General features: G+C 61.2%; 24 protein-coding genes, 1 tRNA gene and 2 pseudogenes. 13 read left to right on the top strand and 14 right to left on the bottom strand.

Going from position 1 to position 25,615, the window contains the following annotated elements; translation table 11 throughout:
* Positions 1–99 precede the first annotated feature (99 nt).
* Positions 100–1,917 carry a hypothetical protein gene (locus tag FIU88_RS17215; protein ID WP_152480006.1) on the top strand — a complete coding sequence of 606 codons (1,818 nt, stop codon included), beginning with the start codon at positions 100–102 and terminating at the stop codon, positions 1,915–1,917.
* A 124-nt stretch (positions 1,918–2,041) separates the two neighbouring features.
* Here FIU88_RS17215 and FIU88_RS17210 read toward each other — a convergent pair whose 3' ends face one another.
* The 3 genes from FIU88_RS17210 to FIU88_RS19230 form a co-directional block, all read right to left on the bottom strand.
* Positions 2,042–2,209, bottom strand: coding sequence for a DNA-binding transcriptional regulator (locus FIU88_RS17210; protein WP_301339555.1), 168 nt, complete (start codon positions 2,207–2,209; stop codon positions 2,042–2,044).
* A gap of 219 nt (positions 2,210–2,428) precedes the next feature.
* Positions 2,429–3,121: an inovirus-type Gp2 protein gene (locus FIU88_RS17205; RefSeq protein WP_152480005.1), complete on the bottom strand. Its 693-nt coding sequence runs from the start codon at positions 3,119–3,121 to the stop codon at positions 2,429–2,431.
* 776 nt (positions 3,122–3,897) lie between these two features.
* Complete coding sequence (locus tag FIU88_RS19230) at positions 3,898–4,212, bottom strand: hypothetical protein (protein WP_172977734.1); 315 nt, start codon at positions 4,210–4,212, stop codon at positions 3,898–3,900.
* A 147-nt stretch (positions 4,213–4,359) separates the two neighbouring features.
* Between FIU88_RS19230 and FIU88_RS17195 the strand changes: the two genes are divergently transcribed.
* The 4 genes from FIU88_RS17195 (at position 4,360) to FIU88_RS17180 (ending at position 7,031) form a co-directional block, all read left to right on the top strand.
* The gene (locus FIU88_RS17195; protein WP_035470200.1) at positions 4,360–5,328 is read left to right on the top strand and encodes a DUF932 domain-containing protein; all 969 of its coding nucleotides are present in this window, start codon (positions 4,360–4,362) and stop codon (positions 5,326–5,328) included.
* Positions 5,329–5,424: 96 nt separating this feature from the next.
* Positions 5,425–5,610: a hypothetical protein gene (locus tag FIU88_RS17190; RefSeq protein WP_035470203.1), complete on the top strand. Its 186-nt coding sequence runs from the start codon at positions 5,425–5,427 to the stop codon at positions 5,608–5,610.
* Positions 5,611–5,621: 11 nt separating this feature from the next.
* The gene (locus FIU88_RS17185; protein ID WP_035470206.1) at positions 5,622–6,359 is read left to right on the top strand and encodes an ERF family protein; all 738 of its coding nucleotides are present in this window, start codon (positions 5,622–5,624) and stop codon (positions 6,357–6,359) included.
* Positions 6,360–6,419: 60 nt separating this feature from the next.
* On the top strand, positions 6,420–7,031 hold the full coding sequence (locus tag FIU88_RS17180) for a lambda exonuclease family protein (protein WP_035470208.1): 612 nt from the start codon (positions 6,420–6,422) through the stop codon (positions 7,029–7,031).
* Positions 7,032–7,244: 213 nt separating this feature from the next.
* On the opposite strand, the gene FIU88_RS17175 is transcribed toward FIU88_RS17180, so the two are convergent.
* From FIU88_RS17175 to FIU88_RS17165, 3 genes are all read right to left on the bottom strand, one after another.
* On the bottom strand, positions 7,245–7,430 hold the full coding sequence (locus FIU88_RS17175; protein ID WP_035414227.1) for an AlpA family transcriptional regulator: 186 nt from the start codon (positions 7,428–7,430) through the stop codon (positions 7,245–7,247).
* A gap of 61 nt (positions 7,431–7,491) precedes the next feature.
* Positions 7,492–8,712 (bottom strand): site-specific integrase, encoded by a 1,221-nt coding sequence (locus tag FIU88_RS17170; protein ID WP_152480003.1) that lies wholly within the window; start codon positions 8,710–8,712, stop codon positions 7,492–7,494.
* Positions 8,713–9,087: 375 nt separating this feature from the next.
* Positions 9,088–9,951, bottom strand: coding sequence for a YicC/YloC family endoribonuclease (locus FIU88_RS17165; protein WP_152480002.1), 864 nt, complete (start codon positions 9,949–9,951; stop codon positions 9,088–9,090).
* Between the two features lie 110 nt (positions 9,952–10,061).
* Between FIU88_RS17165 and rph the strand changes: the two genes are divergently transcribed.
* Positions 10,062–10,799: a ribonuclease PH gene (gene rph, locus FIU88_RS17160; RefSeq protein ID WP_016855917.1), complete on the top strand. Its 738-nt coding sequence runs from the start codon at positions 10,062–10,064 to the stop codon at positions 10,797–10,799.
* Positions 10,800–10,936: 137 nt separating this feature from the next.
* On the opposite strand, the gene FIU88_RS17155 is transcribed toward rph, so the two are convergent.
* A complete protein-coding gene (locus FIU88_RS17155) occupies positions 10,937–11,704 on the bottom strand; it encodes an exodeoxyribonuclease III (RefSeq protein WP_016855916.1) in 768 nt (255 codons plus the stop codon).
* 91 nt (positions 11,705–11,795) lie between these two features.
* Between FIU88_RS17155 and pyrE the strand changes: the two genes are divergently transcribed.
* The 3 genes from pyrE to rep all read left to right on the top strand — a co-directional run bounded on the left by pyrE (position 11,796) and on the right by rep (position 15,166).
* Positions 11,796–12,476, top strand: a complete 681-nt coding sequence (pyrE, locus tag FIU88_RS17150; RefSeq protein ID WP_152480001.1) for an orotate phosphoribosyltransferase — start codon at positions 11,796–11,798, stop codon at positions 12,474–12,476.
* A gap of 111 nt (positions 12,477–12,587) precedes the next feature.
* Positions 12,588–13,112 carry a tRNA (uridine(34)/cytosine(34)/5-carboxymethylaminomethyluridine(34)-2'-O)-methyltransferase TrmL gene (trmL, locus tag FIU88_RS17145; protein WP_152480000.1) on the top strand — a complete coding sequence of 175 codons (525 nt, stop codon included), beginning with the start codon at positions 12,588–12,590 and terminating at the stop codon, positions 13,110–13,112.
* Positions 13,109–15,166, top strand: coding sequence for a DNA helicase Rep (rep, locus tag FIU88_RS17140; protein ID WP_016855913.1), 2,058 nt, complete (start codon positions 13,109–13,111; stop codon positions 15,164–15,166). Before trmL ends, rep begins: the two co-directional genes overlap by 4 nt.
* Before the next feature lie 96 nt (positions 15,167–15,262).
* Here the strand turns inward: rep and FIU88_RS17135 are convergent, their stop codons facing one another.
* Both FIU88_RS17135 and FIU88_RS17130 read right to left on the bottom strand, forming a co-directional pair.
* Positions 15,263–16,030: a cytochrome c5 family protein gene (locus tag FIU88_RS17135; protein WP_152479999.1), complete on the bottom strand. Its 768-nt coding sequence runs from the start codon at positions 16,028–16,030 to the stop codon at positions 15,263–15,265.
* A gap of 262 nt (positions 16,031–16,292) precedes the next feature.
* The gene (locus FIU88_RS17130) at positions 16,293–17,444 is read right to left on the bottom strand and encodes a hypothetical protein (protein ID WP_152479998.1); all 1,152 of its coding nucleotides are present in this window, start codon (positions 17,442–17,444) and stop codon (positions 16,293–16,295) included.
* A gap of 233 nt (positions 17,445–17,677) precedes the next feature.
* On the opposite strand from FIU88_RS17130, the gene FIU88_RS17125 reads away from it, so the two are divergent.
* From FIU88_RS17125 to FIU88_RS17120, 3 genes and pseudogenes are all read left to right on the top strand, one after another.
* Positions 17,678–17,754, top strand: a tRNA-Arg gene (locus FIU88_RS17125).
* Between the two features lie 878 nt (positions 17,755–18,632).
* Positions 18,633–18,788, top strand: a pseudogene (locus FIU88_RS19580) (DUF4236 domain-containing protein); the annotation flags it as partial.
* Between the two features lie 84 nt (positions 18,789–18,872).
* Positions 18,873–19,826, top strand: coding sequence for a hypothetical protein (locus FIU88_RS17120; protein WP_253742608.1), 954 nt, complete (start codon positions 18,873–18,875; stop codon positions 19,824–19,826).
* A 216-nt stretch (positions 19,827–20,042) separates the two neighbouring features.
* Here FIU88_RS17120 and FIU88_RS17115 read toward each other — a convergent pair whose 3' ends face one another.
* The 5 genes from FIU88_RS17115 to FIU88_RS17095 all read right to left on the bottom strand — a co-directional run bounded on the left by FIU88_RS17115 (position 20,043) and on the right by FIU88_RS17095 (position 24,434).
* On the bottom strand, positions 20,043–20,711 hold the full coding sequence (locus FIU88_RS17115; RefSeq protein ID WP_152479996.1) for an SOS response-associated peptidase: 669 nt from the start codon (positions 20,709–20,711) through the stop codon (positions 20,043–20,045).
* 50 nt (positions 20,712–20,761) lie between these two features.
* Positions 20,762–21,826 (bottom strand): helix-hairpin-helix domain-containing protein, encoded by a 1,065-nt coding sequence (locus tag FIU88_RS17110; protein WP_152479995.1) that lies wholly within the window; start codon positions 21,824–21,826, stop codon positions 20,762–20,764.
* Between the two features lie 92 nt (positions 21,827–21,918).
* On the bottom strand, positions 21,919–22,422 hold the full coding sequence (locus tag FIU88_RS17105) for a hypothetical protein (protein ID WP_152479994.1): 504 nt from the start codon (positions 22,420–22,422) through the stop codon (positions 21,919–21,921).
* 378 nt (positions 22,423–22,800) lie between these two features.
* Complete coding sequence (locus FIU88_RS17100; RefSeq protein WP_152479993.1) at positions 22,801–23,523, bottom strand: hypothetical protein; 723 nt, start codon at positions 23,521–23,523, stop codon at positions 22,801–22,803.
* A gap of 14 nt (positions 23,524–23,537) precedes the next feature.
* Entirely contained in the window at positions 23,538–24,434 is an 897-nt protein-coding gene (locus tag FIU88_RS17095; protein ID WP_152479992.1) for a hypothetical protein, read from the bottom strand.
* 233 nt (positions 24,435–24,667) lie between these two features.
* Here FIU88_RS17095 and FIU88_RS17090 point away from each other — a divergent pair.
* Positions 24,668–25,561: pseudogene (locus FIU88_RS17090) on the top strand (IS3 family transposase).
* Positions 25,562–25,615: the final 54 nt, after the last annotated feature.

Here is a 25,615-nt window from a genome sequence, read left to right as displayed (position 1 = left end):
GGGATCACCGTTAGCCAAGGGGTAGGACGAGGAGGATGTCAAAGGTCTGTGTGATAGGCTTTGCAAGATATGCGATGGCGAAAAGGCACGAGGTAGGGAATGACGGATCATGATCAGGATAACCATGAGAATCATCCGGTGGGCCACGAGGGGGCCAGTACCAAGCATCAGCGGCGGGGGCTTCGCCTGAGTGAGCATTGGCGTGAGCAAGCTCGGAAGATAGCTGCTGATGAGTTTGATGATACCGCAGAGGTTTTGCCTACGCCTGATACAGGACCCTCTTCCTCGTTTCCCAAGGCATCACACGATGAAGAGCCACCGATCACTGTGAAGTCCCTCTTTCGTGATCCTGACCTGCTCTCTTCCCTCAATGCTTCTTGGCCCTCCTGGCCGGAATCGGCTGATGAGAAGCATCAGTTTAGCACTGGGGGTATGGATTTTTTTGGGAGGAGCCAAGCGCCAAAGCAATCCCGTCGCGATAAGCAAGTGGCAGATGTTATGTTCATGATAAGCGGTCAGTATTATCTCACTCAAAATGAATCGAGAAGCCCATTACTGACCGATAAGTCTACGGGGGAGACCTTGCCGTATATGGATCCGGTCATCCTTGAGCGAGTGAAGGGGGCGTATTGGCGTGGATCCTTTGGAAGTCAGAAGGATGTCTCCTACGGCGTCATCAAGTCTGCTATAAGCAATTTTGTTGATGGCGCTTCTCCCGAGCTTTGTTTGCCAGTTTATGGTCGTTCGGGAGTCGAGTTGAACGGTGGTCGACGCGCACTGGTGCTAGGGCACCATTGTCTGATTTTTTCATCGGGCTTGTCGAGCTATGAACAATATACAGGGGTTCCACATGTCATGCCTCGCGAAAGTTTGCCAATGGTGGTTTCCGATAACGTTGGTAATGTGAGTCCTCAATCGATGTCTACATTGTTCGATGTAACTTCGCTGCCGAAAGATAGTGACCTGTTGGTGATTGCCTGGATGGTCATGGCTTGGCGTTCAGATAGTGCACCTGTATTGCTTGAGTTGTTAGGCGAACCGACCCCTGGCTTGATCGCTTCACAGAAGACGCTAAAGAGAGTGATAGATCCGGCGAGCAATCTGCTTGAGAGTGAGGTTCCCAAGACGATTAAGCAGCTTGAAATTCGGGCTCAATGCCATTATCTGATGAGCTTCCATCAGGTGGGCTCGTTGTCTGAAACTCAGCAAAGAGGCCTGCTTTCGATCATGCAGGGAAAGGCAGTGGAGTGGCGAACTAAAACGAAGCGATCTGGGGTCGATATCACCGTCCGTTGTGCTGCCATGCTGAACAGTAGTGAGAGTGTGGTGACATATTCACCGCTATCCGACGCTACCCTGAGTATAGAGTTGGATGATGCAGGAGGGGGTGATTCTCAAAACTCAGTGAAGGATCGCAGCATGGCAGAGGCAACCATCACCCACGGCCTGCTGCGGGTGTTTGGCCATGTTAATCAATTTTGGGGCCATGTTGAAAATGATCGCCAATTCGACCGCTATGGTGGTTTGCGAGACCTATGCCGAATCGGTGTGCTGGTGGCTGATGCTTTGGGTCGAGATACTGCCGAATTCTGGCAACAATTCGACGCCAACCAGCAAAGCCGTCGCGATTATGAGCTGGAGGAGAATCCTGTCGCGATGGCCGTGAAGCTTGCCATTCATGCGTCGGAGGATGGACTGATAGAGGCCACGGTTAAGGATTGGCTTGTGCTGCTTGATGGGTATCGTCCTGAGCCTGATACGTTAGGTGCTTGGCCTGTCACGTCCCGAGGCTTGGCGGCCAAGTTTAAGCAGAGTAGAGCCTTGCTTGCGACGTTCGGGATTCAGCTTGTTCCTCTCGAAAGGCGTGGCCCCTATGGGCGCTGGCGTGCCTCATTTGATGCCTCTCGCTACCAGTAGCGATGGGCTACCTAGAGCGTGAAAACTGTCGACGGCCTTAGACATTGTGACTTAAAAATCTCAAAATACATGACAAAACGGGGATTTGTCCACGATTTTTTGTTAAAAAATACATTCCAATGTCTCAACCTCCGTCACTTTGTTGGGTTTCTACCCACTGTTTGAGCAAGGAATGGCCGACCCCCGAGGGCAATCGTCGACCCTGCTCCCACTCCTGCAAGGTCCGCACGCTGATCCCCAGTTGAGCCGCCAAAGCCGTCTGACTCATGCCACGAATCCGGCGCAGGGCCATGACGTCACGTAGCAGTCGACGAGTGGGTTCCTTGCATTCCATCCTGGCAAGACGACGATCTCCTCTGGGGTCGTGGGATGACGGTACTTGCTGGCTGTCACGGGTATTGTGTGGGGTAGAGAAGGAAGGAAACATCGAAGTCGGGAACATGGCAGGCACCTTGTTGAGGGAGACAGAACGGGGCCGCAGAAGACGGCCCCATACCATGTCATTCAGTGATCAAAGACGGCTTCCATCGAAGACGTGTGCCTTCTGACCGAATGGTTTGCTGTAGGCCTTGCACAGGTAGCTGGCCATGTAGACCGCTTCATTCATGGCCATCCAATCATCCCGGTGCATGATGCAGGACCAAGGTTCTTTCTTGACCGGGTCTTTGCAGACATGGATCAGCTGATGGAAGCGGGGATCGTTTGGGGCGAATCCCATCGCCTTCAGCCAGGAGCGCATCATGCGGTGGTAGAGATTGTTGAATGAGTAGATACCACGCCAATCTGCCGTGAACGCCCCCAGGCTGTCGTAGGCGTTCCTGTTGAGCATGATCATCAGGTGGTAGTGAGGCTTGTCGCTGTTGATCTGCTCGCGTGCCCACAGGTAGTGCAGCTGGGTCGGGTACTTGGTTTGCCTCTGCTTGAGTTCGTTGCGGAAATTTTCAAAGAACCTTGCCAGAACGACATTGGTCTCGTGCATGGGTAGGCGCGACATCTCATCCGGGAAGTGAAGGTCTACGCGGAAGACGAAGGTGGAATGATTGATCCATGTCACGGCATTGAGCGTCTTCAAGACTCGCTCCAGGTAGTTCGCGACCAGTGGGCCATCTGTCCAATGCTGAACGTCAAAGCCTCGATAGGTGTCGTCGTAGTGAAGACGCAGCTTGTCGTTGAGCGGATGACGAAGAGGGTGATGTTGAAACATGAGGAGTTACCTCGCTGTGGGAATGATGAAGGACTCCGCAGCGATTGTCTTGTCGGTCGATAGGGTGGGTAGGGAACGGTAGGCGTTGACATGGGCATGATGCTGACGATCATCTGAGGTTCACATCAGGCGTTCTCCAGACGCCTGTCAGGTCAATCCCTAGAAAGGGGTGTCATGAATGATGACGGCACCATGGGGAGTGGTCTGTGGGGGACCACTCCTTGGATGGCCTCTCATGCTCTTGGATGGGCTTTCACAAGTGAGCCCATTATGGCCTAGTGCCTATCCCTGTAGATCCTGTTAGGTGTCTAGTGAGTATACCCATACTACTTACCCGTCACTGACGCATATCAGAACCCCAGGAAACGCCTATCCCTGGACATGCCAATCGCCCCAGTTTCCTGACGAATGAGGTGTCACTCACCTTTCCGGGAAATTCCGTTATCGATCCGTACAAGACGCCGTGACGTGATGACGTCACGGTTTCGCTGCATCCCATCTCACAGCGCTGTAAAATATTACGTCGTCTTGACTCATCATCCCGGCACTCATCGGATGGATGCTCTGGAACATGCTCAGGAAGCCGGTGGAGGCCGGAAACCCCGGCTTTTTCCCGTGGCTGACGTACACCCCGACGATGTGTTCGGTCTGATAGGCAAGAGCTTGCGCCTTGTCGATTTAACCGAATCTCAAACCTGTACTACCTCCTTGAAGCTCCAGACGGATGGCTTCGTTCTCATGTCTTTCCCTGCTTAGGAGGCAGTGCAATGCCAATGTCATGTCCCAGCTGCGGCGCGTCTCGGGTCGTGTCGCGCCATCATGGTCGGAAGGTGGGTGGCACCACGGGTGCCGTGGCCGGCACAGCCAGTGGGGCGGCCGGTGCCTGGAGTGGCGCCGAGGCCGGCGCGTTGGTTGGCGCAGTAGGCGGTCCGGTAGGGATCGCCGTCGGCAGTATCGCTGGAGCCGTATTTGGTGGGTTGGTCGGTGGTACGGCGGGCGGCGTCGCCGGGGCACGGCTGGGTAGTCAGCTGGATGATCAGGTGCTCGACAATCTCGAGTGCCGTGCCTGCGGCCACACCTTTCGTCCCCATATCGATTGACCCCTAAAGATCCGTCTCACGAGTCCATCGCTGCTCAGCGATGATCCCGCGACTCCCTTTATCAACATGCTCACGGTCGGCCTGCTTCCTTGGGGAGCGGGCTGTTATGCAGTGCTCGACTCTCAAGGAGCTTTCCCCATGGCACACCTGATCGAACAAATGGCCTACGTTGGCGATACCCCCTGGCATGGCCTGGGCCAGCAGCTGTCTCGTCATCAGCCGCTGGAAGTCTGGCGACAGCAGGCCGGCATGGACTGGCACATCGAGGAATCCCTGGTGCGCTTCATTGCCGACGGCGCTGGCCACCTGGGCAGCATCCATTCCTTCCCCGAGCAGAAAGTGCTCTACCGCTCCGATACCAAGGATCCACTGTCGGTGGTCTCCCAGCGTTACAAGGTGGTGCAACCGGAGGAGGTGTTGGAGTTCTACCGTGATCTCACGGAATACGCGGGATACGAATTGGAGACGGCCGGGGTGCTCAAGGGTGGCCGCAAGTTCTGGGCCCTGGCGCGCAGCGGCCTGGGCGGGGCATTGAAGGGCCAGGATCAGGTCAACGACTACCTGCTGCTGGCCACTTCCTGCGACGGCTCGTTGGCCACCGTCGCCACCCCGACGTCCGTGCGGGTGGTCTGCAACAACACCCTGACCATCGCGGTGGATGGCACCTCCCAGGGCGTGAAAGTGCCACATAGCACCGAGTTTCGCCCTCAGCTGGTCAAGCAGCAGCTGGGGATCTCCGTGTCCCAGTGGGACGACTTCATGTACCGCTTGAAGACCCTGGCTGAGCGCAAGGTCAGCCAGGAGGAAGCGAGAACCTACTTCCAGTCGGTGGTCTGCAACGCCGAGGCGCCGATGGACGATCCGTCCAAGCTGCCCAACGTTCGCGCCCTCAATCGCGTCCAGAAGCTCTATCAGGGTGAGGGGCGCGGCTCTCAGCTGTGCACGGCGCAAGGCACCGCCTGGGGCTTACTCAATGCGGTCACCGAGTACGTGGATCACGAGAAGCGCGCCCGCAGCAACGACTACCGCATGGACTCCGCCTGGTTCGGCCAGGGCGCCGGCCTCAAGGACAAGGCGCTGGAGTCTGCCCTTGCGCTGGTGGGCTGATCATCACTCAGCAAAACATCCACCCAGCCTTTCCCTCATCGCGGCAGAGCGCCCGGCCCCTTCAAAGGCCGGGCGCTACTGTTTCAGGAGATACCAATGCAATCGCCCATGACGTTCGAGATATGCCGGGCCCTGACCCAGCTGACCCGTCAGCTGCTGGAGGCCGGCGAACAGGCAACCGAAACCCACGTTCTGGCCAAGGGGCAGGTCTATCGCGTGGCCGTGTCCCTGGAGCCGGTCCCGATCGAGCAGCTCCCTGACGTCATCCAACGCTATCGATAACGGAGGCCATCATGGCAACCCCTATTCATCCCAAGACCGCCAACCAGGCACCGGTCGCACAGGCCACCCAGGACAGCACCGCGATCATCCAGGTGATCGAGCGGGCCGCACTCAATCCCGAGGTCGACATCGACAAGATGGAGCGTCTGCTCCAGATGCAGGAGCGTGTGCTCGACCGCCAGGCGCTGATGGCCTACAGCGCCGCGATGGCGGCCATGCAGACCGAACTGCCGAGCATCGCCGAGCGTGGCAAGACCAACAACGGTCACTACGCCACCTTGGAGGACATCGTCGATACCGTGCGCCCGATCATGAAAAAGTACGGCTTCGCGGTGAGCTTCCGCATTCAGACCCAGGAACGCGGCATCCAGGTCACCGGCGTGCTGATGCACCAGGACGGCCATCGGGAAGAGACCAGCATGCTGTTGCCGGCCGATACCAGCGGCAGCAAGAACGCCGTTCAGGCCTTCGGCTCCTCTACCAGCTACGGCAAGCGCTACGTGCTCTGCGCACTGCTCAACATCACCACCCGCGGCCAGGACGACAACGGTCAGGCCGCCGCCCCGGTCAAACTCGTCACCCCTTTCCAGGCCGGGCAGATCCGGCAGCTGATCGCCGCCTGTCCTCCTGCGACCCAGGAGTGGTTCGTCGGCAAGTACGGCGACGCTGAGCAGGTGCCGCGCGGCGACTTCGACAGATTGCGTGCCTCCCTGCAGAAGCGGGCGCAGCCCAACCATCAACATCACTGATCGGGCGGCGAAGGGACCTCCCCTCGCGGCCTATGCCGTGTCATCGAGAAGGAGAACGTCATGCAGATACTGGCGCTGGACCAGGGCACGCCCGAGTGGCATGCCGCCCGTCTGGGTATCGTCACCATGTCCGAGCTGAAGACTCTGCTGGTCAAGGGCAAGGGACCGGGCGGCTTCGGTGCCGGGGCCCTCAGCTACATGCATCAACTGATCGGAGAGCGCATCACCGGCGAGCCGTCCGATGCCTTTCAGGGCAATGCCCACACCCAGCGCGGCCATGAGCTGGAGCCCGTGGCCCGGGAGCTCTATCACGAGGCCACCGGTCTGCCCCGCCTGGCGCAGGTCGGCATCATCCTCAACCACGGTGTGGGCTATTCGCCGGACTGCCTGGTGGATACCAATGGCTTGGTGGAGATCAAGACCAAGCTGCCCAAGTACCAGATCGAGCTGCTGCTGGCCGACGAGCTACCTCAAGAGCACGTCGCTCAGTGCCAGGGCGGCCTGTGGGTCAGCGAGCGGGAATGGATCGACTTCGTTAGCTACTGGCCGGGGATGCCGCTGTTCGTGAAGCGGGCCTACCGGGACGAGGTGATGATTCGCACCATCGCCGAGCGGGTCGAGGCCTTCTACGAGGAGCTTGATCGTCGCATGGCCATGGTCATGGCGGCCTGATGCCTGATGAAAACCTGGTGGATTTACACGCCTAGTGGTTGGCAGTGAGGAGGTGGTGTCCTTCGCTGAGAGGGGATGCCTTTGAAAAAATAACATGATAATGCCGACACAGCTTCCTGCTTAGGAAGCTGTGTCGGCTGGTGGAGCGGTATTTTTTTAGTCGGCGGGAATGTTGCGGCTAGGTGGAATGACGAGCGTGTTTTTTTACCCTATTTATGCAAGGTCTCTTTCGGCTATTTTTTCTAGGATCCAGTCCTGAATTTCTTCCTCTACCCAGGCGACATTTCTTTCTCCCAAGGATACTGGTTTTGGGAATCTTTCTTCGGAAATGTATTTGTAAATGGTGGAGCGTGCAAGACCTGTAAGGCTGGTGACATCTTTAAGCTTGATTAGTCTCATGGCGCTTTCTCCAGAATTGGCTCATGAGATGTTGTTGGTGTGTAGAAATTTACGTTGTGAGTTAGGGCAGATTTATTGCAGGGCCAAGAAGGTTTGCGACCTTGATAATCGCTTCTTTTCGCTCGTCGAAGTAGTCGTAACGGTCGTAGATGCCTTCGACGCCCTTGAGCTTGTGATTCAAGCAACGCTCCGCGACATGCCCCGGTACACCAACCGCAGCGAGTAAGCTGCGGCAGGTGCGGCGCAGATCATGCACAGTAAACTCGGTGATATCGCCCATCCGGTTCTCTGGTTGCGGCTTCTTGCCAGGCTCCTTGCCAAATAGCTTGGCAATGGCACGATTCAGCGTGTCTTTGCCCATGTGGGCCCGCTTACTGCTGCGGCGATTAGGAAAGACATAGTCCGAGCCGCAGGCACGGATCTTGAGCTCTTCCAGCCAGCCGATGGTTTGCGGTGGGAGGGGAATGACGATCCCGGCGCCTGTCTTGCTGCGCTCACCGCTCAGGTTCCACCGGCCGTTCTTCAGGTCGAATTCTGACCACTGGGCTTCGGTAAGTTCGGTCTTACGTACTCCCAGGACGAGCAGTAGCGCGCAGGCGAGGTAGTTGTCGCGGCTGAAGCTGTCGCTATTGTCTCTGAATGCTTGGAAAACGTTGCGAATCTCATCGAGGCTCAAAACCCTATCGCGGCTTTTCTCAATACCGCCTGCGTCGTTGACGTTGAAGGCTGATGCTGGGTTGTAAGTTAAAATTCCCAGTTTTATGGCGTGGTTGAACATCTGTTTAAGATACATCAGTGTGTCATTAGCTATTGTCGGCCTACCACTATTTGTTACTCGTCTAATTATTTCACGGATATCAATTGGGGTGACAGCATCCAGCGATCTACCCCCGATGAGGGGCGCCACTTCTTTTTTGTATATCCGCTTTGGAATAGCTGGGTGCTTGAGTCTTCTCTCTAGCTCCGGGTACCAGTCAGCAAACAGGTCCTCCACTGTCCTGATCAAGGCTTGGCTATCGCGTTTGCGTTCCTCGATGGGGTCAAGGCCTTTGCGGATAGACTTCTGGTTTTCAACCGCTTTCGTCCGAGCCTCGGCGAGAGAGAGGTGGGCATGTTTGCCCAGTGTCATCTCACGCCGCTTGCCAAACAGCGTGTATCGCAACATCCAGTAAGGAGTTCCTTTCCTCGGTATCATCAGGTACAGGCCGTTGCCGTCGCTGTAGCGCCCTGCTTTACCCTCCTTGACAAGCGACTGGCTCTTCTTGGCGGTAAGGCTTCCCATTATTTCCTCTCGTCCCCCGTGGAAAATAAAACAAACGACCGTTTGATAGCTGCTCGGGCTAGGCTTGGGCTAGATAGGCGGCTCAATGTCATATGAGCTCGTCACTGGCGCCCAGTGGGCCTTTTTGCAACGGCATTTAGAGTGCCAGCGGGCACCTCCCCCACTTTCTCCCGGTCATGCACTCGGATCGACATGGTTGGGGAGTATCTTCAAGGGTATGTGTCTGAGGGAGGAGAGGCAATGCTTTTTCTCCCCGGTTTACTCCCCGATATGATCTGGATTTCCGGGGATGCTGGTGGGTCTTGGTGGATTTCTTATGTCTTTGTTTCTTTGAAAAACAGTAGTTTAATGGTTTTTGATGGCCTTTGGTGGATGCTACTCGATGTTCTGGATCTGTTCGCGCATCTGCTCGATCAGCACCTTGAGCTCCACCGCGCAGCGGGTGGTCTCGGCGACCACCGACTTCGATGACAGGGTGTTGGCCTCGCGGTTGAGCTCCTGCATCAGGAAGTCCAGGCGGCGGCCGATCGGGCCCCTCTGCTTGAGCTGGCGCTCGACCTCGCCGACGTGGGTCTCCAGCCGGTCGAGTTCCTCGGCCACGTCGGCCTTCTGGGCCAGCAGCACCAGCTCGGCCTCCAGGCGCTGGGGGTCGAGCTCGGTGCGCATCTCGGCCAGCCGGTCGAGCAGCTGGCCGCGCTGGCGCTCGAGGATCGTCGGCAGCAGGCCGCGGACCTCGTCGACCTGGGCGCGGATGCCGACCAGCCGCTCGCGGATCAGCTCGGCGAGCTGCTCGCCCTCCCGCGCGCGGCCGGCGACCAGGTCGGCCAGGGCGGCGTCGAACAGGGCGTTGGCCTCGGCCTTGATCGCCTCGAGATCGAGCCCGGGCGCCTCGAGCACGCCGGGATGGTCGAGCAGCGCCAGGGCGTCGGGCATCGGCGCCTCGGGCACGGCCTCGCGCACCTCGCCCAGCGCCGCGCCCAGGGCGCGCAGCTTGGCATGATCGACGCTGGCCTCGGCGCGGCGCTCGGCGGGCTCGAAGCGCAGCGTGCACTCGACCTTGCCACGGGCCAGGCGGCTTCTCAGGCCGTCGCGGAAGCCGGGCTCGAGATCGCGCAGGGCCTCGGGCAGGCGGAAGTGAGGGTCGAGATAGCGCTGGTTGACCGACCGCAGTTCCAGTTGCAGCCGGCCCCAGTCGGCGTCGCGATCCTGCCGTGAGAAGGCGGTCATGCTGTGCACCATGGCGGGCTCCTTGTGGGTTGGTCGGGGTCGGGGCGAGTCAGTGTAACCGATTCCCCCTTCAGGCCGTGTAGAATGGCGGGCCATCCATTTCCGACTGCGAGAGAGCTGACATGGCCGAGGACTTCCGGCGCCCCAGCGGGCGCGCCGCTGACGAGCCCCGCGAGATCCGCCTGACCCGCGACTACACCCGCCACGCCGAGGGCTCGGTGCTGGTCGAGTTCGGCGATACCAAGGTGCTGTGCAACGCCAGCGTCGAGGCCGGCGTGCCGCGCTGGCTGCGCGGCAAGAAGCAGGGCTGGGTGACCGCCGAGTACGGCATGCTGCCCCGTGCCACCCACACCCGCGGCGGCCGCGAGGCGACCCGCGGCAAGCAGGGCGGCCGCACGCTGGAGATCCAGCGGCTGATTGGCCGCTCGCTGCGCGCGGCGGTGAACCTGAAGAAGCTCGGCGAGTACACCATCACCGTGGACTGCGACGTCATCCAGGCCGACGGCGGGACCCGTACCGCGTCGATCACCGGCGGCTGCGTGGCGCTGATCGACGCCGTGCGCTATCTGCAGCGCGAGAAGCTGATCAAGGCCGACCCCTTCCATCAGCTGATCGGCTCGGTCTCGGTGGGCATCTACAACGGCGTGCCGGTGGTCGACCTGGACTACCCCGAGGACTCCCGCGCCGGCACCGACATGAACGTGGTGATGGCCGAGGGCGGCGGGCTGATCGAGGTGCAGGGCACCGCCGAGTCCGGCACCTACAGCCGCGCCGAGCTCGACGCCATGCTCGACCTGGCGGAGCAGGCCGGGGCCTCGCTGTTCGCGCATCAGCGCGAGGCGCTGGGCATCCGCGGCTGAGGCAGCCTTCATTCCGGGAACGCGGAGTGTCGTCGCGAGCGTTGCAGGCCATCCGCGGTTCCCTAACGCAGCACGCCGGCCATCAGGCCGGCGTGCTGCGTCATGCCCGGGGCATGACGGCGACGAAGGGAGACGCGTTACAGCGGCAGGTCGTACTCGACGATCAGCGGCGCGTACTCGGAGAAGGTCGCGTCGTAGTCGATCCAGGCGTCCACCACGTGGCGGCGGAAGTTGGGGCCGACCAGCTGGTAGTCGATGCGCCAGCCTTCCTGGCGTTCGCGGGGCTGGTCCTGATCCAGCGCCGGCCACCAGGTGTACTCGCCGGCATCGCGGTTGATCTCGCGGAAGGTGTCGATGAAGCCGGTCGGGCCGAGCACCTGATCCATCCAGGCGCGCTCCTCGGGCTTGAAGCCGGGGGTCGTCTGGTTATCGGCCCAGTTCTCCAGGTCGATGGTCTTGTGGGCGATGTGCCAGGTGCCGGCGATGATGTACTCGCGGCGCTTGCGGGCCATCTTCGACAGGTATTCCTGGTACTGGGCCATGAAGGCCTGCTTGGCGGCCGGATCGCTGCCGTCGGGCATCAGGAAGCTGGCGATGCTGAAGCGGTCGTAGTCGGCCTGCAGGAAGCGTGCCTCGTGGTCGCACTGCGGGAAGCCGAGGCCATACATGATCGCCTTGGGGATCTTGCGGCAGTACAGGCCGACGCCCGAGAAGCCGTCCTGCTCGGCATCGAGGAAGTAGCCCTCGTAGCCTTCCGGATAGAGGATGCTGTCGTCGAGCTCGAAGCTCTTGGCCTTGAGATTCTGCACGCAGACGACATCGGCATCCTGGTTGGCCAGCCAGTCGAGAAAGCCCCGACCCACCGCCTCTCGGATGCCATTCACATTGATGGTGGCGATTTTCATACATGGTCCCTTTTGCGTCGCGCGTGTATGATACCCGACGTTTCGACGTTTGGGTAAATGGCGTCCGCCAATAGACGTGATAGGAGGCTCCGTGGCCGCATCGACCCTGCAACCCTATCAGCAGGCCTTCATCGAGTTCGCCATCGAGCAGGGCGTTCTGCGCTTCGGCGAGTTCACCCTCAAGTCCGGGCGTACCAGCCCCTACTTCTTCAACGCCGGCCTGTTCAGGAGCGGCCGCGCCCTGGCGAAGCTGGGCCGTTTCTATGCCCAGGCCATCGCCGACAGCGGCCTCGAGGCCGACGTGCTGTTCGGCCCGGCCTACAAGGGCATTCCCCTGGCCGCGACCACCGCGGTGGCGCTGGCGGATCATCATGACCGCGACCTGCCCTATGCGTTCAATCGCAAGGAGGCCAAGGCCCACGGCGAAGGCGGCCACATCGTCGGCGCGGCGCTGGCCGGCCGCATCCTGATCATCGATGACGTCATCACCGCCGGCACCGCGATCCGCGAGGTGATGGGGCTGATCGGGGACGCCGGCGCCGAGGCTGCCGGCGTGGTGGTGGCGCTGGACCGCCAGGAGCGCGGCGGCGACGACAGCGACCCGCGCAGCGCCATCCAGCAGGTCGAGGCCGCCTACGGCATGCCGGTGGTAAGCATCGTCACCCTGGACATGGTGCTCGAGTACCTCGAGGTCCATGCCGGCGACGAACTGCGCGGCCACGCCGAAGCGATCCGCGCCTATCGCGACCGCTACGGCATCGCGGGCGACTGAGCCCGCCCGCCAGGGCGCCGAGACCGGCCGCCCGCTCGCTGCCTCGGGCCCCGTTTCGGGGCCCGAGTGCGTTGGCGGCCCTGTCCTCCCCGCCGTCTACAGGAGTCATCGATGCTCGACGTGGTGCTCTACCAGCCCGAGATCCCGCCCAACACCGGCAACCTGATCCGCCTGTGCGCCAACACCGGCTTCCGGCTGCACCTGATCGAGCCGCTGGGCTTCACCCTCGACGACAAGCGGCTGCGCCGCGCCGGCCTCGACTATCATGAGTGGGCCCGGGTGCGGGTGCATGCCGACTGGGCGGCCTTCCTCGCCGAGGTGGCGCCGACGCGGGTGTTCGCGGTCTCGACCCGGGGCCGCACCGGCTACCACGAGGCCGCCTATCGCGAGGGCGACGCCCTGGTATTCGGCCCCGAGACCCGCGGCCTGCCCCAGGCGATGCTCGACGCCCTGCCCGAATCGCAGCGCCTGCGCATTCCCATGCTGGCCGAGAGCCGCAGCCTGAACCTGTCCAACGCCGCCGCGGTGCTGGTCTTCGAGGCCTGGCGCCAGCTGGAGTTCGTGGGGGCCGGCCTTCCGGGGGCCGGCCTTCCGGGGGCCGGGCAAACCGTGGCCGCGCCGAGGAGTGACGCATGACCGAGAGCATCGCCAGTCGCATCGCCAAGCTCAACCCGCGCCAGCAGGAGGCGGTGCGTGCCATCGACGGGCCCTGCCTGGTGCTGGCCGGCGCCGGCTCGGGCAAGACCAGCGTGATCACCACCAAGATCGCCTACCTGGTGCAGGAGTGCGGCATGAGCGCCCGGCGCATCGCCGCGGTGACCTTCACCAACAAGGCCGCCCGCGAGATGAAGGAGCGGGTCGGCAAGATGCTCCAGGGCCGCCAGGGTCACGGCCTGACGGTGTCGACCTTCCACACCCTCGGCCTCAACATCATCCGCGGCGAGCTCAAGGCGCTGGGCTACAAGCCGGGCTTCTCGCTGTTCGACCCCGAGGATGCCAAGGCGCTGCTGCGCGACCTGATGAACAAGGACGCCCAGGTCGACGCCGAGGCGATCAACCAGGTCCAGGCGACCATCTCCAACTGGAAGAACGACCTGGTGCTGCCCGGCCAGGCGCTCTCTCATGCCAACAGCGAGGACGAGCTGTTCGCCGCCCGGGTCTACGAGGCCTACGGCCGTCACCTCAAGGCCTACAATGCGGTCGACTTCGACGACCTGATCCTGCTGCCGGTGACCCTGCTGCGCGACGACCCCGAGGCCCTCTCGCGGTGGCGCAAACGCATCCACTACATGCTGGTGGACGAGTATCAGGACACCAACGTCAGCCAGTACCAGCTGGTGCAGCTGCTGATGGCCGAGCGCCAGACCTTCACCGTGGTCGGCGACGACGACCAGTCGATCTATGCCTGGCGCGGCGCGCGGCCCGAGAACCTGGTGACCCTGGGCGAGGACTTCCCGCGCCTGAACGTGATCAAGCTGGAGCAGAACTACCGCTCCACCGGCACCATCCTGCGCGCGGCCAACACCCTGATCGCCAACAACCCCCACGTCTACGAGAAGACCCTGTGGTCGGACATGGGGCAGGGCGCGGCGATCCGGGTGGTGGTCAACCGCCACGAGGAGGCCGAGGCCGAGCGGGTGGCCAGCGAGATCCTCACCCGGCGTATCAAGGAGCGCGCCGAATGGCGCGACTTCGCGGTGCTCTACCGCGGCAACTTCCAGGCCCGGCTGCTGGAGCTGAAGCTGCAGCACTACCAGATTCCCTACAAGCTCTCCGGCGGCACCTCCTTCTTCTCGCGCAACGAGATCAAGGACGCCATGGCCTACCTGCGGCTGTTGATCAATCCGGCCGACGACAACGCCTTCCTGCGCATCGTCAACGTGCCGCGCCGCGAGATCGGCCCCAGCACCCTGGAGAAGCTCGCCAACTACGCCACCGAGCGTGGCGGCTCGTTGTTCGCCGCCTGCCAGGAGCTGGGGCTGGCCGAGCTGCTGCCGGTGAGAGCCGTCGAAAGGCTGGGGAGATTTACCCACTTCATCGAGGGCGTGCGCCGGCGCATGGACGGCGGCGATGCCATCGAGGCCATCCGCGACATGCTGCGCGAGATGGACTACGAGGCCTGGCTCTACCAGAACGCCAGCGCGCCGACCATCGCCGAGCGGCGCATGGCCAACGTCTGGACGCTGATCGACCAGCTCGAGAAGTCGATGGGCGCCGACCCCGACGAGGACACCGCCAGCACGGCCACCGAGACCGACGGCGTGGAGGCGGCGATCTCGCGGCTGGTGCTGCGCGACATCCTCGAGCAGCAGGCCGAGGAGGACGACTCCGACCGCGTGCAGCTCTTGACCATGCACGCCTCCAAGGGCCTCGAGTTTCCCCACGTCTATCTGATGGGGCTGGAGGAGGAGCTGCTGCCGCACCGCAACGCCATCGAGGTGGGCACCGTCGAGGAGGAGCGGCGCCTGGCCTACGTGGGCATCACCCGGGCGCGGCGCACCCTGACCATGACCCTGGCGCGCCAGCGCAAGGCCTACGGCGAGCTGATGGACTGCACGCCGAGCCGCTTCCTCGACGAGCTGCCGGAAGACGCCCTGGAGTGGGAAGGCCGGGCCGACCGCGAGGACCCGGAGAAGAAGCAGGCCCGCGGCAAGGACGCCATCGCCGGGCTGCGTTCGCTGCTGAACTGACGGCGATCCAGACCAGCGGAACGACGAGCGGGGCGCCACCGGGCGCCCCGCTTTTTTATGTCTACCGTTTCCGTCGTTGCCGGCCTGGCGCGAGCGTCACTGTGCCTCGCCGACCATGTAGTCGACGATGGCCTTGATCTCCTCGTCGGGCAGGCCGGCGCCGCCCTTGGGCGGCATGGTGCCGATGCCGTTGATGGCGCTGGCGTAGAGGGTCTCGATGCCCTTGTCGATGCGCGGTGCCCAGGCCTCGGTGTCGCCGAGCTTGGGCGCCCCGGCGATGCCGGCGGCATGGCAGGCGGCGCAGGGCGCGCTGGCGTAGAGGGCCTCGCCGTCCGCGCCGCTCTCGGCCGGCGCCGCGTCACTGGCGGTGGCGCTGGCGTCTTCGTCGGGCGCGGCCGCGGTGTCATCGGCGGCCGGCACGTCCATCACCGGCTCGACCAGATAGGCCACCGCGGCGCGCACCTCCGCATCGGAGAGGTTGGGATTGCCGCCGCGGGCCGGCATGGCGTTGAAGCCGTTGAGGGCGTGGTCGAGCAGGGTGGCGAAGCCCTTGCCGGTACGCTCGGCCCAGGCCGCCTCGTCACCGCGGACCGGGGAGCCGGCGGCACCGGTCTCGTGGCAGGCCATGCAGATGCTGCCATAGATGCCCTCGCCGTCGATGGCATCGCCGGCGGTGCCGGTGTCGCCGGCGCCGGCCGAGGCCATGGCGGTGCCGCAGTCCTCGCCCTCCAGGCACAGCTGGCCCACCGGCGCCAGGCGCTCGGCGAGGGCCTCGCGGTCCACCTCCTGCTGGGCATGGGCCGAGGCCACGGTCATCAGGCCGAGCAACGTCAGGCATCCCAGGATCAGCTTGCTGGCATTCACTCTCACCACCTCTCATTGACGGTCTTGTTATCGGATCACGGACGGCGGCGTGATGGGCGCAGTATAGCGACAGTCCCCGGCCCGGAAAATGTCGCCGATCAACTGCGCGGTGAACGAGGCCGGTGAGGGAAGCCGGCGGGGGGAGCCGCGGAGGCCAACGCAGCAGCGGCGACCCGAGGGCCGCCGCTGATGGACCTGGTTCGGGGCATCGCCCGGGATGCCCCGTGGGGGCCGCGGCCTACCGCGGCGCCGATATCGGCACTTACACCGGCTCCATGGCGTAGCGCAGGATGGCCGCCGCGCCGCTGTTGCCGGGCATCAGCTCGCTGGGCACGAAGACCACGTCGCCGTCGGTGTCGATGACGTGCCGCGCGACCGCGTCGAGCACGTCCTCCGAGCCGGTGCGATCGTAGTCGACCCTGCCGCCTTCGCTATCGACGGTGCCCTCGATGCGGGCCTCCTCGTCGATCAGCAGCGTGCCGACCTGGCCGATGGTGGCCGAGTAGGCGATCTGCTCGAGATCGCTCTCGCCTTCGCCCTGGGCGGCCTTCTGCTGGTACTGCTCGATGAGGCGTTCGAGGTCGGTGCGCGTGGCGCGCTGGGCCACCTCGCGGGAGAGTTCGCTCAGCCGGTGCTGGCGAATCGCCTCGAAGGGCTCCTGATCCACGCCCTGCTCGAGCAGCTGGGGATGCTCGCTGACCTCGCGGAACAGGCCCTGATGTTCGGCGACCATGGCCAGCACCAGAGGGCGCTGCCGGGGATCGGCGTGATGGTCGCGGATGGCCTTGTCGACGGCCTGGAAGTACTGCTTGAGGTCCGTGCTGTCGTCGCCGCTGCGGTCGCCGTCCTTGCGGTTGGCGGAGGTCTCGGTCTTGCCCAGCGCCTCGCCCATGCCCCGCGGCACGTTGCTGTGCAGCGCCACCTCGGTCAGCTGGTCCTGGTTGCCGTCGTACAGCGCCACGTCATGCAGGCTGACGCACAGCACGCGATACTGCATCCAGTGGGAGGCCTCGCGCAGTGCCGGGCGCAGGTGGAAGGCATCGCCCACGATGGCCTGGGCCTTCTCGGGGCGGGTCATCATCTTCCTGACCTCGAAGCGCTCGGGCGAGACGAAGACCGCCAGGCCGTTCTGCTGGTGGGTCCAGAAGGCCTCGTCCGTGCCGACGCTTTCCAGTCGTTCGATCAGCTCGGCGCGCAGCGACTTGTCGATGTCCTGACGCTCGAGCTCGTGTGCCGCCTCCTTGATCTGATCCTTGTAGAGGATGCGGTTTTCCTCGCGATAGTTGGAGACGGGGGTGGTGGGAACGTAGAGACTGATGCACGGCGATTCCTTCGCCTCGAGCAGCCCGTCGATGTCCTGCCATTGAAGTACCGGTGCCTGAGTCTCGTTTGCCGTCGCTGTTGCGTTAGCCATGGAGCACTCCTGAGTTCTCGGTTGATGTCATCCTTGTCCTCCATGACCTGACGATGAGCACCGGGGAATTCAAGGCGTCGGTATCGTTTGCACATTTCGCGCACGCGTCTCTCGCCCCGCCGGCGCCGAGAGACGCCGTCTGCCGACCGGCCAGGGCCGCGTCACGGCTAGACAGTCGACAGGCGGCAAGGTAGGATGTGGCTCGCTCGATGGCGCCAGCCCTCGTGCACCGCGCGCCCTTAGCTCAGCTGGATAGAGCGTCGCCCTCCGGAGGCGAAGGTCAAAGGTTCGAATCCTTTAGGGCGCGCCAAGAAATTCAAGGGCTTACGGTTATCCGTGAGCCCTTTTCTTTTGCCTTCCGTCTGTTGGTAACCACTCTGGTAACCAGCCACTGCAGCTCTGCCATTCTCTTTTTTCGCTCAGGATACGGTTGAAGGGGATAGATGCTTACAGCTACCCCCGCGCCTTACTCGAATCCATTGGGTAACAGAGATGCACGCCTGCTGTGGATTCACCCTTCCATGATTGGCAAGCGTCAGGGGCGAGGCTACGTTGAGCCAAGAGACTCTCCCTGGCGGCGCCTGTAGTTCATTGGTATTCCGCCGCCTCCTAAGGAGGATGCTGGGCCGACCAAGTGATCCTCGCCCCAGGTGATAGCCATCCAGAGTGAAGCCAACGATGGGAGGATGTGGTGGAGAAGCTACTGTACACACCCGATGAAATCGCCGACCAGCGCATCATCCCCTACTGCGCCGAGGGGGGCCGGCGGCTGGTCCGACGGGGGAGGATTCCCGCTGTACGCCGCCAGGGGCGCTGAATCCTAATCCACTACATGGACTCGAGGCCTATGCCGAACGGTTCCGAGGGCAAAGCTAGGACGTCGCAGAGCCGCATGTGCGAAACAAGAAGGGCAGCGTACGTAAGGCAGCATCTGCCCGTACTGGTGGGCTTCCTATGTCGACGGACGCGGAGCGCGAGTTAGGCGCTCGACTCGGGTTCTGGTAGAAGCGAGGCTGCTGTATCTCGGTGGCACCATGGTCCAAGACTTCATCGAGCCTTGAAACGCTGGCGTGGGCTGAAAACTTGAAATGCGAAAAGGGCTGGTCGCTATACTGACACAAGCTATCGGCTGGGCCGAGCCGTGGCCCGGCAGTGACGTAATGGGAACAGCAACAACAGGGATCTGTTATGGGGTTTCGCTTCCGTAAGTCCGTCAAGATCGCGCCAGGCATTCGTCTCAGCGCCTCTCATCGTGGCCTTGGCGTCCGGATGGGTGGGCCAGGCGCCGGAATATCCTTCTCTCCCTCTGGCACGCGCGCCAGTGCAGGGATTCCAGGATCAGGCCTTTCTTGGTCACAGAAGGTCGGCAAATCGTCCCGCAAGCCCGCCAGGCAGGCGGCACCCAAGCCGGCCTCCGTGCCGGTCACCATGAAGATCAACATCAAGGTCGATGAGGAGAGCGGCGAGCTCTCTATCACCGATGAGCACGGCGCCCAGCTAGAGCCAAAGATCGAGCGCATCGTAAAGCGAGACTACCGAGAGCAGATTCAGGAAGTCATCCAGAAGGCCGCTGACAACGTGAATCGCGCTACTGAGTCACTCACGACCCTCCACACTGGCACACCACACCCTGATGGGGGAGCAACTGAATACCAGCCTTTCGATGAGCCGGAGCCAACTCGGCCCATCATGCCGGCGAAATCATGGCTGCATCGAATCTGGCCCCCAGCCGAAAACAAGCGCCAAGAAGAGTGTCAGCGCCTCGCTATGCGATACGCAGAGGCTTGTCGGGACTGGGAATCGGCCTGGAAAGCTCATGCAGATCGAGAGAAGCGCAGGCTCGAGATTCAGCGTCAGGTCGCAGAAGGTACGCTGCCAGCTATGGAGCAGGCTCTGGGAGACGCCCTGTCGGCCCTCGAGTGGCCCTATGAGACGCTGATCAACTATGAGCTGCGCTCCCCTGAGCATTTGGTCCTGGACGTGGATCTACCCGAGATCGAGATGCTGCCCATTCAGCAGGCCAGTGTGCCGGCAAAGGCGCTGAAACTCAGCATCAAGTCCTTGTCTCAGTCGAACCAGCGCCAACAGTACGCCCGGCATATTCACTCCATCGGTGTGCGACTTCTGGGAGAGTGCTTCAAGACTCTGCCGACCATCCAAGCGATCACCTTGTCCGGATATTCCCAGCGTCTCGATAAGAGCAGTGGGCACGAGCGAGACGATTACCTGTATAGCGTGAAGGTTGACCGTGGTTCGTGGAGCGGTCTCAACTTCCGGGAACTCGATAAGGTGGATCCGGTGGAGTGTCTTGGGCAGTTCGAGATTCGCCGGCAGATGACGAAGACCGGCATCTTCCGCCCGGTGGAGCCCCTGGAGACATAGTAGCTGCGCACCTCTGACTGCGTACCAATTGCGCGCACCGCACTGCGCACCAAAACTGCCTCGTGAAAGATGGGCCGTCCTTGGGCCGAGTGCAGGACGTGCACAACTGGGCGACGTCGGCATGCCTCCTTGGCAGCGGACTCCTCCTGGAGCACGCTCGCGCCTGACGTCACACAACGCATATTAGCGCTGGTGCTGGGTGGCGCCCGTAGGCAATCATTGATGCCCAGCGTCGGCCGGTTCGATCAGGCTGGGGTCGTCGTTGGCAGGGCGATTGATCCGAGTGCTCACGGCCCAATGCGTGAACATCTGAGCATCAAGGTGGTGAACTGCTGATCGAATGGTGTCGCGTTCGTGAAGCTCCGGATCGAGCCAGGTGTTGAAGCTGTCATCAGCGAGGACGAGCGGCATACGATCATGGATGTCCCGGGCGCAGCCTCTGGCAGGCTCGCTGATGATGGCGCAACAGGCTGAGCCATCCCCGTAATCTGCCCAGATACCGGCTAGCCAGAGCATCTGGCGATCGGCACGGCACAGGTAGTGCGGCAACTTGCCATCGGGTTGGGGAAACCACTCATACCAGCCGTCCGCAGGGATCACGCAACGGTGGTGCTTGAACGCGCCTTGGAAGTAGCGGCTGGAGGCCAGCTTCTCGACGCGGGCATTGATCGGCTGGGGAGCGTCGGGACTTGCCCAAGATGGCCGATATCCCCACCACAGCCGGGTGAGCGACGGCTCGGCTTCATCGCCTTTCCTTCGAACGCCAGCAATCCACGTGCCGGGCGCCACGTTGTAGCGCCCGGTGAGCATCTCCCACGTCTCACGCGGCGTGAGCCGCTGCAGGGGAGGTGGTGGGTCGGAGTAGATCGCAAAGCGTCCGCACATGCTGAAAGCATAGTGTCGCTGGCGCTCGGGCTCGACCGGCGTTCAGGGAATTAGCCGCAGAGCAGCCCGCTATCCTGGATCTCCTGCATGCGGGCGGGGCCGATACCGTCAATCCCCACCAGCTCATCCGCTGATCCCCATGAGCGACCATCAATGATGTCCTCGGCTCTAGCGGGCCCAACATTCGGGAGCTCATCGAGCTGTGAGGCGCTGGCGCTGTTGAGGTCGATGCAGTCGCTACTTCTGGTGCTGGCCACATCGGCATCTGACAGTGCGAGTGAGACAAAGCGGGCGCTGGCATCGCCCAGGGTGATGTAAACGGGGGCGTGGTCAGACACAACGTCTCGTGCCTGCTCGTGGGTCATATTGAGCAGGTTAGGGAATCGAACGACGCTTTGGCTGGTCACGTCGAGAGTGCTCGGGTCGAACCACAGGTTGTCATAGAGATTGGCGTATTGGCCGTCTGTCTTGCTCAGGGTAGAAGCCCCGGAGGTGATCGCTGGACCGGCGCCAGCATCGCGCAGCGGCTGCCATGCCGCTTCATCTGGCTCCAGATTGTAGTCCCCGGCGATGATCCGCGGCGTGTCAGGATAGACCTCCGACATCCAGTCCCAGATTTCAGCGAGCTCACGAATCTCGGGAGTCCGATCGGCCCGGCTGTCACCGTAGATGATGTGAACGGTGGCCAGTGCGATCTCCTGATCGCTCTCAATGTCGCGGAACTCTGCCAGGAATGGCTCTCGTGCGAACTCGTCGCCCGGATCGAGGTAGACCACAGCGCCTTGGGTGTACTCGACTGCAGCGTCGCGCCAGAGGTAGGTGTAGCTCTCCTGGTAGGTGCTGCGCCCCACTTCATGTGAGGTCATCGAGCTCCAGGACTCTCCTGTTTGGGCCTCTAGCTGGCGCTCGAGCTGTGTGACGGCTTCGCCATCCATCACTTCCTGAAGCGCCCATAAGTCGGCTCCCTGAGCCACATAAGCGACGTCATCCAGCTGTTTGCCGTTGTTCCACCCCAGATGCTTGAGGTTCCAGCTGCCGATGGTGATATCGGCCTGGGCGGCCTGTGCCACGCCCAATGCCACGGCTGCCAGGGTGACCGTCCTTGCGAGCTTCATCGTTCCTTCGACTCCATGTCCGTGATCGAAACATCTGCATGGTATCGATCAGGGGCGAGGGAATCGAATGGAAGTCGGGGGAGGCGCCGCCTTCATCCTTCATCGGCTCTCCACTGGGCCACGATGCCTCGCGCAGCGTCGAAAACAGGGTCCCTCTTCAGTGCCGACATGACGAGTTTCAGCTTGGCTTCGTCCGCCAGGCCGAACTTGCATCGCCGGAAGTAGGCGCCCAGCTTCTGTTGATCAGCCTTGGGAGGCCGGCGGGCGGTGGCCATGTAGTACATCATATGGACCAGCGCCTGATCGTGGCGTCCCTCCATACGCAGGATATTCGCCATTGGCTTGTGGATGCTGCCCGCTAGCGCCAGCGTCTGTGGGCCGGTGAATCCGGACTTGGCGGCATGTGCCAGGTAGTGCTCCTGCTGCTCATGGAGGTGTCGCCAGGCGTCATCGAACCTCTTCTCCTTGATCGCCTGCTTGGCCGCGTGGCCGGCAGTTGCGGCGAGCCCAAGGTGATCACCAGGAAGGGGCTTCTCAGACCAGTGCGGCTCTTCTCGAGGTGCTGGCGCTGGCTTGGCGCGAGGGGTAGGACGCACGAGCTCCTCTCCCCCGGGGATGTGTCCGCCTGGGCGCCGGATATCCGTGCTGCGGCGCTCTTCGGTAGTTGGGGATGGTGTATCGGGAGGGACGTCACGCCGGGTGGCAGGCTTGGACTTGGGCCGTACTGGCTCGACAGGAGGCACCAGGTCGGAGAAGTTCTGGTAGTCCTCTTTGTCCTTGCCGGACAGCAGTCCGTAAGAGCTTCTTGAGCATGCTTCCCTCCCTGGCAGCGCTTTGCTCAAGCATAGCGTCTGCCGCCGGAGCGTCGAGCTGGCTGCAAGCTCGACGGTGTCCGCTACTGCCGCCCGTACCAGACCCGCCACAAAATAAAAAACGCCCCATTGGGGGGCGTTTTTTCTTAACTTACTGAACGGTCAGGCATTCGCCACATTGGAGGAAAACTGCCGTTTAATCAGCTCAGGCACGTATCCAGTCTTGGCAGGCTGGTCTTTGAGCCCAAGAAGCTGATAAACCTGACCACCGATACCTGGATAAACTTCTCTGCCTGCTTTCTGATGATCCAGCGCAAAGTAAGCAAAATCGAACTTTTCGGAGATCGAAATAGGAAATTCTGACTTAAGCTTATCTTCTGCATCAACATGCATAACCGGTGATGCAACGTGCACATTTTGCAGCAGATTCGCATTTTGCGACATCAGGCGCAGCAGGTTTGTTTTTACCACACAGCTCCCTGAAATCACGGACTTAACGATCACTAGAGCATCAGCATCTTCGTAGCCTTCCTGGTAATAACTGTTAACCACCGGAGCGATGCTTTCGCTGTTCGACAGGGCAGAATGGTTATTCCAGAAAACGGCATAGCGAACATCATGTGAGTCACGAAGAGCTGCCATGACGCCACTCGTCAAGAAGTCGGCATCTTCCGCAGTAGATACGACAAGCACCGTTTTGGCAGACTCCAAGCTTTTACGCTGTGAAAGGGCTCCGCCCAGCAGGCGTCCAAGGGTATACATAGCAGTCTGATAACCCTGGATATCGCTGCTGTCGCTAGCGTATAGCAGATCCTGCAGAGCCGCGCGCGCAGCGGGCTCAGCGATATCGCTGTAGCTCCGTCCTTCACGCGTTGAGTTTTTCATATGAAACTCCTTGTCTACAGCTGCGCCTGGCTGGATAGCCAAAACAGTAGCGCTATCAGCTCCTGCTCGCCACCGACCTCACCATCGTATTCAGGGGCGTCACCCTCAGCCAGCGCCCCTGGCAACCTAACTGTGAGACCTTTGATGCTCACCATAAAATCGCCAGATTGTACCTTTATGCTAGCAGAAGGGAAGGGGGCGATGAGATCAACTAACCACCCAGGCTTCTCAGGTTCGTCCAACTCCTTGAAAACATTGGGTCTTGCCTCTTCTTTGGCGGCCTGGATTAGGTCGCAAACCCCGATAGGGGTAGCAGCTGGTTGGTTCGCCCACTGGGCCATGATTGCCTTCATGGCGGTTTGCATGTCATCTAAGCTCGGCTCCGCACAGAGACCGGAGAAGACCTGGATGGTTGGCTGGTGGTAGAACAAAATGTGTGTAGCAGGTTCAGCAAAGGGATAGAATTCGCAGCTGGCAAAGTCAGCCATCTCGTCTTCTATTTTTTCTTTATTTTTCAGATGCTTATTCTCGCAGCTCACCAGCAGCACCTGTTGAGCTTCGTCGAACCGATGATGATCAGTATCGATGACCTGCTGCTTCGCAAATCGCGCCGAGATTTCTGGATCCCAGTTAGCAGCATCGCCTGCTGAGTTCTTAGCCTGATAGTTGATTTTTCGTTTTCCGCCAATGCGAACGCATACATCATCTACCCAAGCGAGCTCCTGAGCGCTCACCTGAACATCGCGCCCCCTATCTTCTAAAGCATGCTTAGCGATCAGGTAGGTCGTAAATAAAGCCTCGTACCTGCCACCTTTGTCATTGTTATCGCCACCTGTTCTCACTCTGGCTATTCGAGCGACATCATCATCACCCCATGTCGCCTTGATAAAATCTTGCAAAGAATCCGGCACAGAACACGCTCCAGAAGAAGGCAGGGCTAAAACCGAATATCTTATAATACTTAGCAAGTGACGATTGAAAAACCCATCGTCAAGATTTATTTGTAACATATTGATAATAAAGGATATTTATCCTGAGGCGCCCCGTGTCTCGTAGACACCTCCAGGCCTTATGCTGAAGGCGCCAAGGAGGTCCCATGAGCCGCCAGCGATATACCGAAGTCAAGATCGAAGCCGTCTAGCAGGTGACAGAACGAGGCCATCCTGTCACGAGAAGTGGTTGCTCGACTTGGCGTCTCCGGCTACAGCCTTTATCAGTGGATGAAGCGCTACGCCAAGCCTACCGAGCGGCTACTATGCTTGGCGGCGTAACGCCCTGTCCGAGCGGGCACGAGATGACCAGCGTTTGCTGGGCCTGATCAAGCATGCCTGGCTCGAGAGCGGCGGCGTCTACGGCTACCGCAAGATTCACTAGGACTTCAGAGAGGCCGGTGAAACCTGCGGCAAGCACCGTGTGGAGCAGAGAAGGGCTGCGCTCTCAGTCTGGTTACCGGCGGCGTCCTGGCGCCTATGGTGGCAAGCCGGCGGTGGTGTCGCCCAATCGTCTGGATCACCAATTCGACGTAACGGCACCCAATGTCGCCTGGGTCACCGACATCACCTACAACTGCACCCACGAAGGCTGGCTCTACCTGTCGGTGGTTATCGACTTGTTTTCGCGTCAGGTCGTGGGCTGGTCGATGAAGCCGCGTGTGACCACCGACCTGGCCTTGGATGCCTTGCTGTCAGCTGTCTGGCGCCGCAAGCCCCAAGGGGTTTTCATCGTGCATTCGGACCAGGGGAGCCAGTTCAGTAGCGCGGACTGGCAAAGCTTCCTGAAGTCCAATCAACTGGAGGGTAGCATGGGCTGACGAGGTAACTGCCATGACAACGCCGTTGCTGAAAGTTTCTTCCAGTTGCTCAAACGACAAACGAGAACGCATCAAGCGCCGGATCTATTCGACCCGAGAGCCGCCAGAAGCGATGTGTTCGATTACATCGAGATGTTCAACAACCCAAGGCGCCGTCACGGCACGAGCGATGGCCTGTCCCCCGTCGAGTACGAACGGCGTTATACCCCGAGCCTGACGGGTGTCTAGAATACCCGGGGCGATTCAGCTAGATCGGCCCGAACCAGACCAAATCCGGCTCGA

This window comes from Halomonas sp. THAF12 (assembly GCF_009363675.1).
GTDB lineage: Bacteria > Pseudomonadota > Gammaproteobacteria > Pseudomonadales > Halomonadaceae > Halomonas > Halomonas smyrnensis.
Note: the sequence above shows the minus strand (reverse complement) of the source record. Positions and strands in the feature narration are given on the sequence as shown.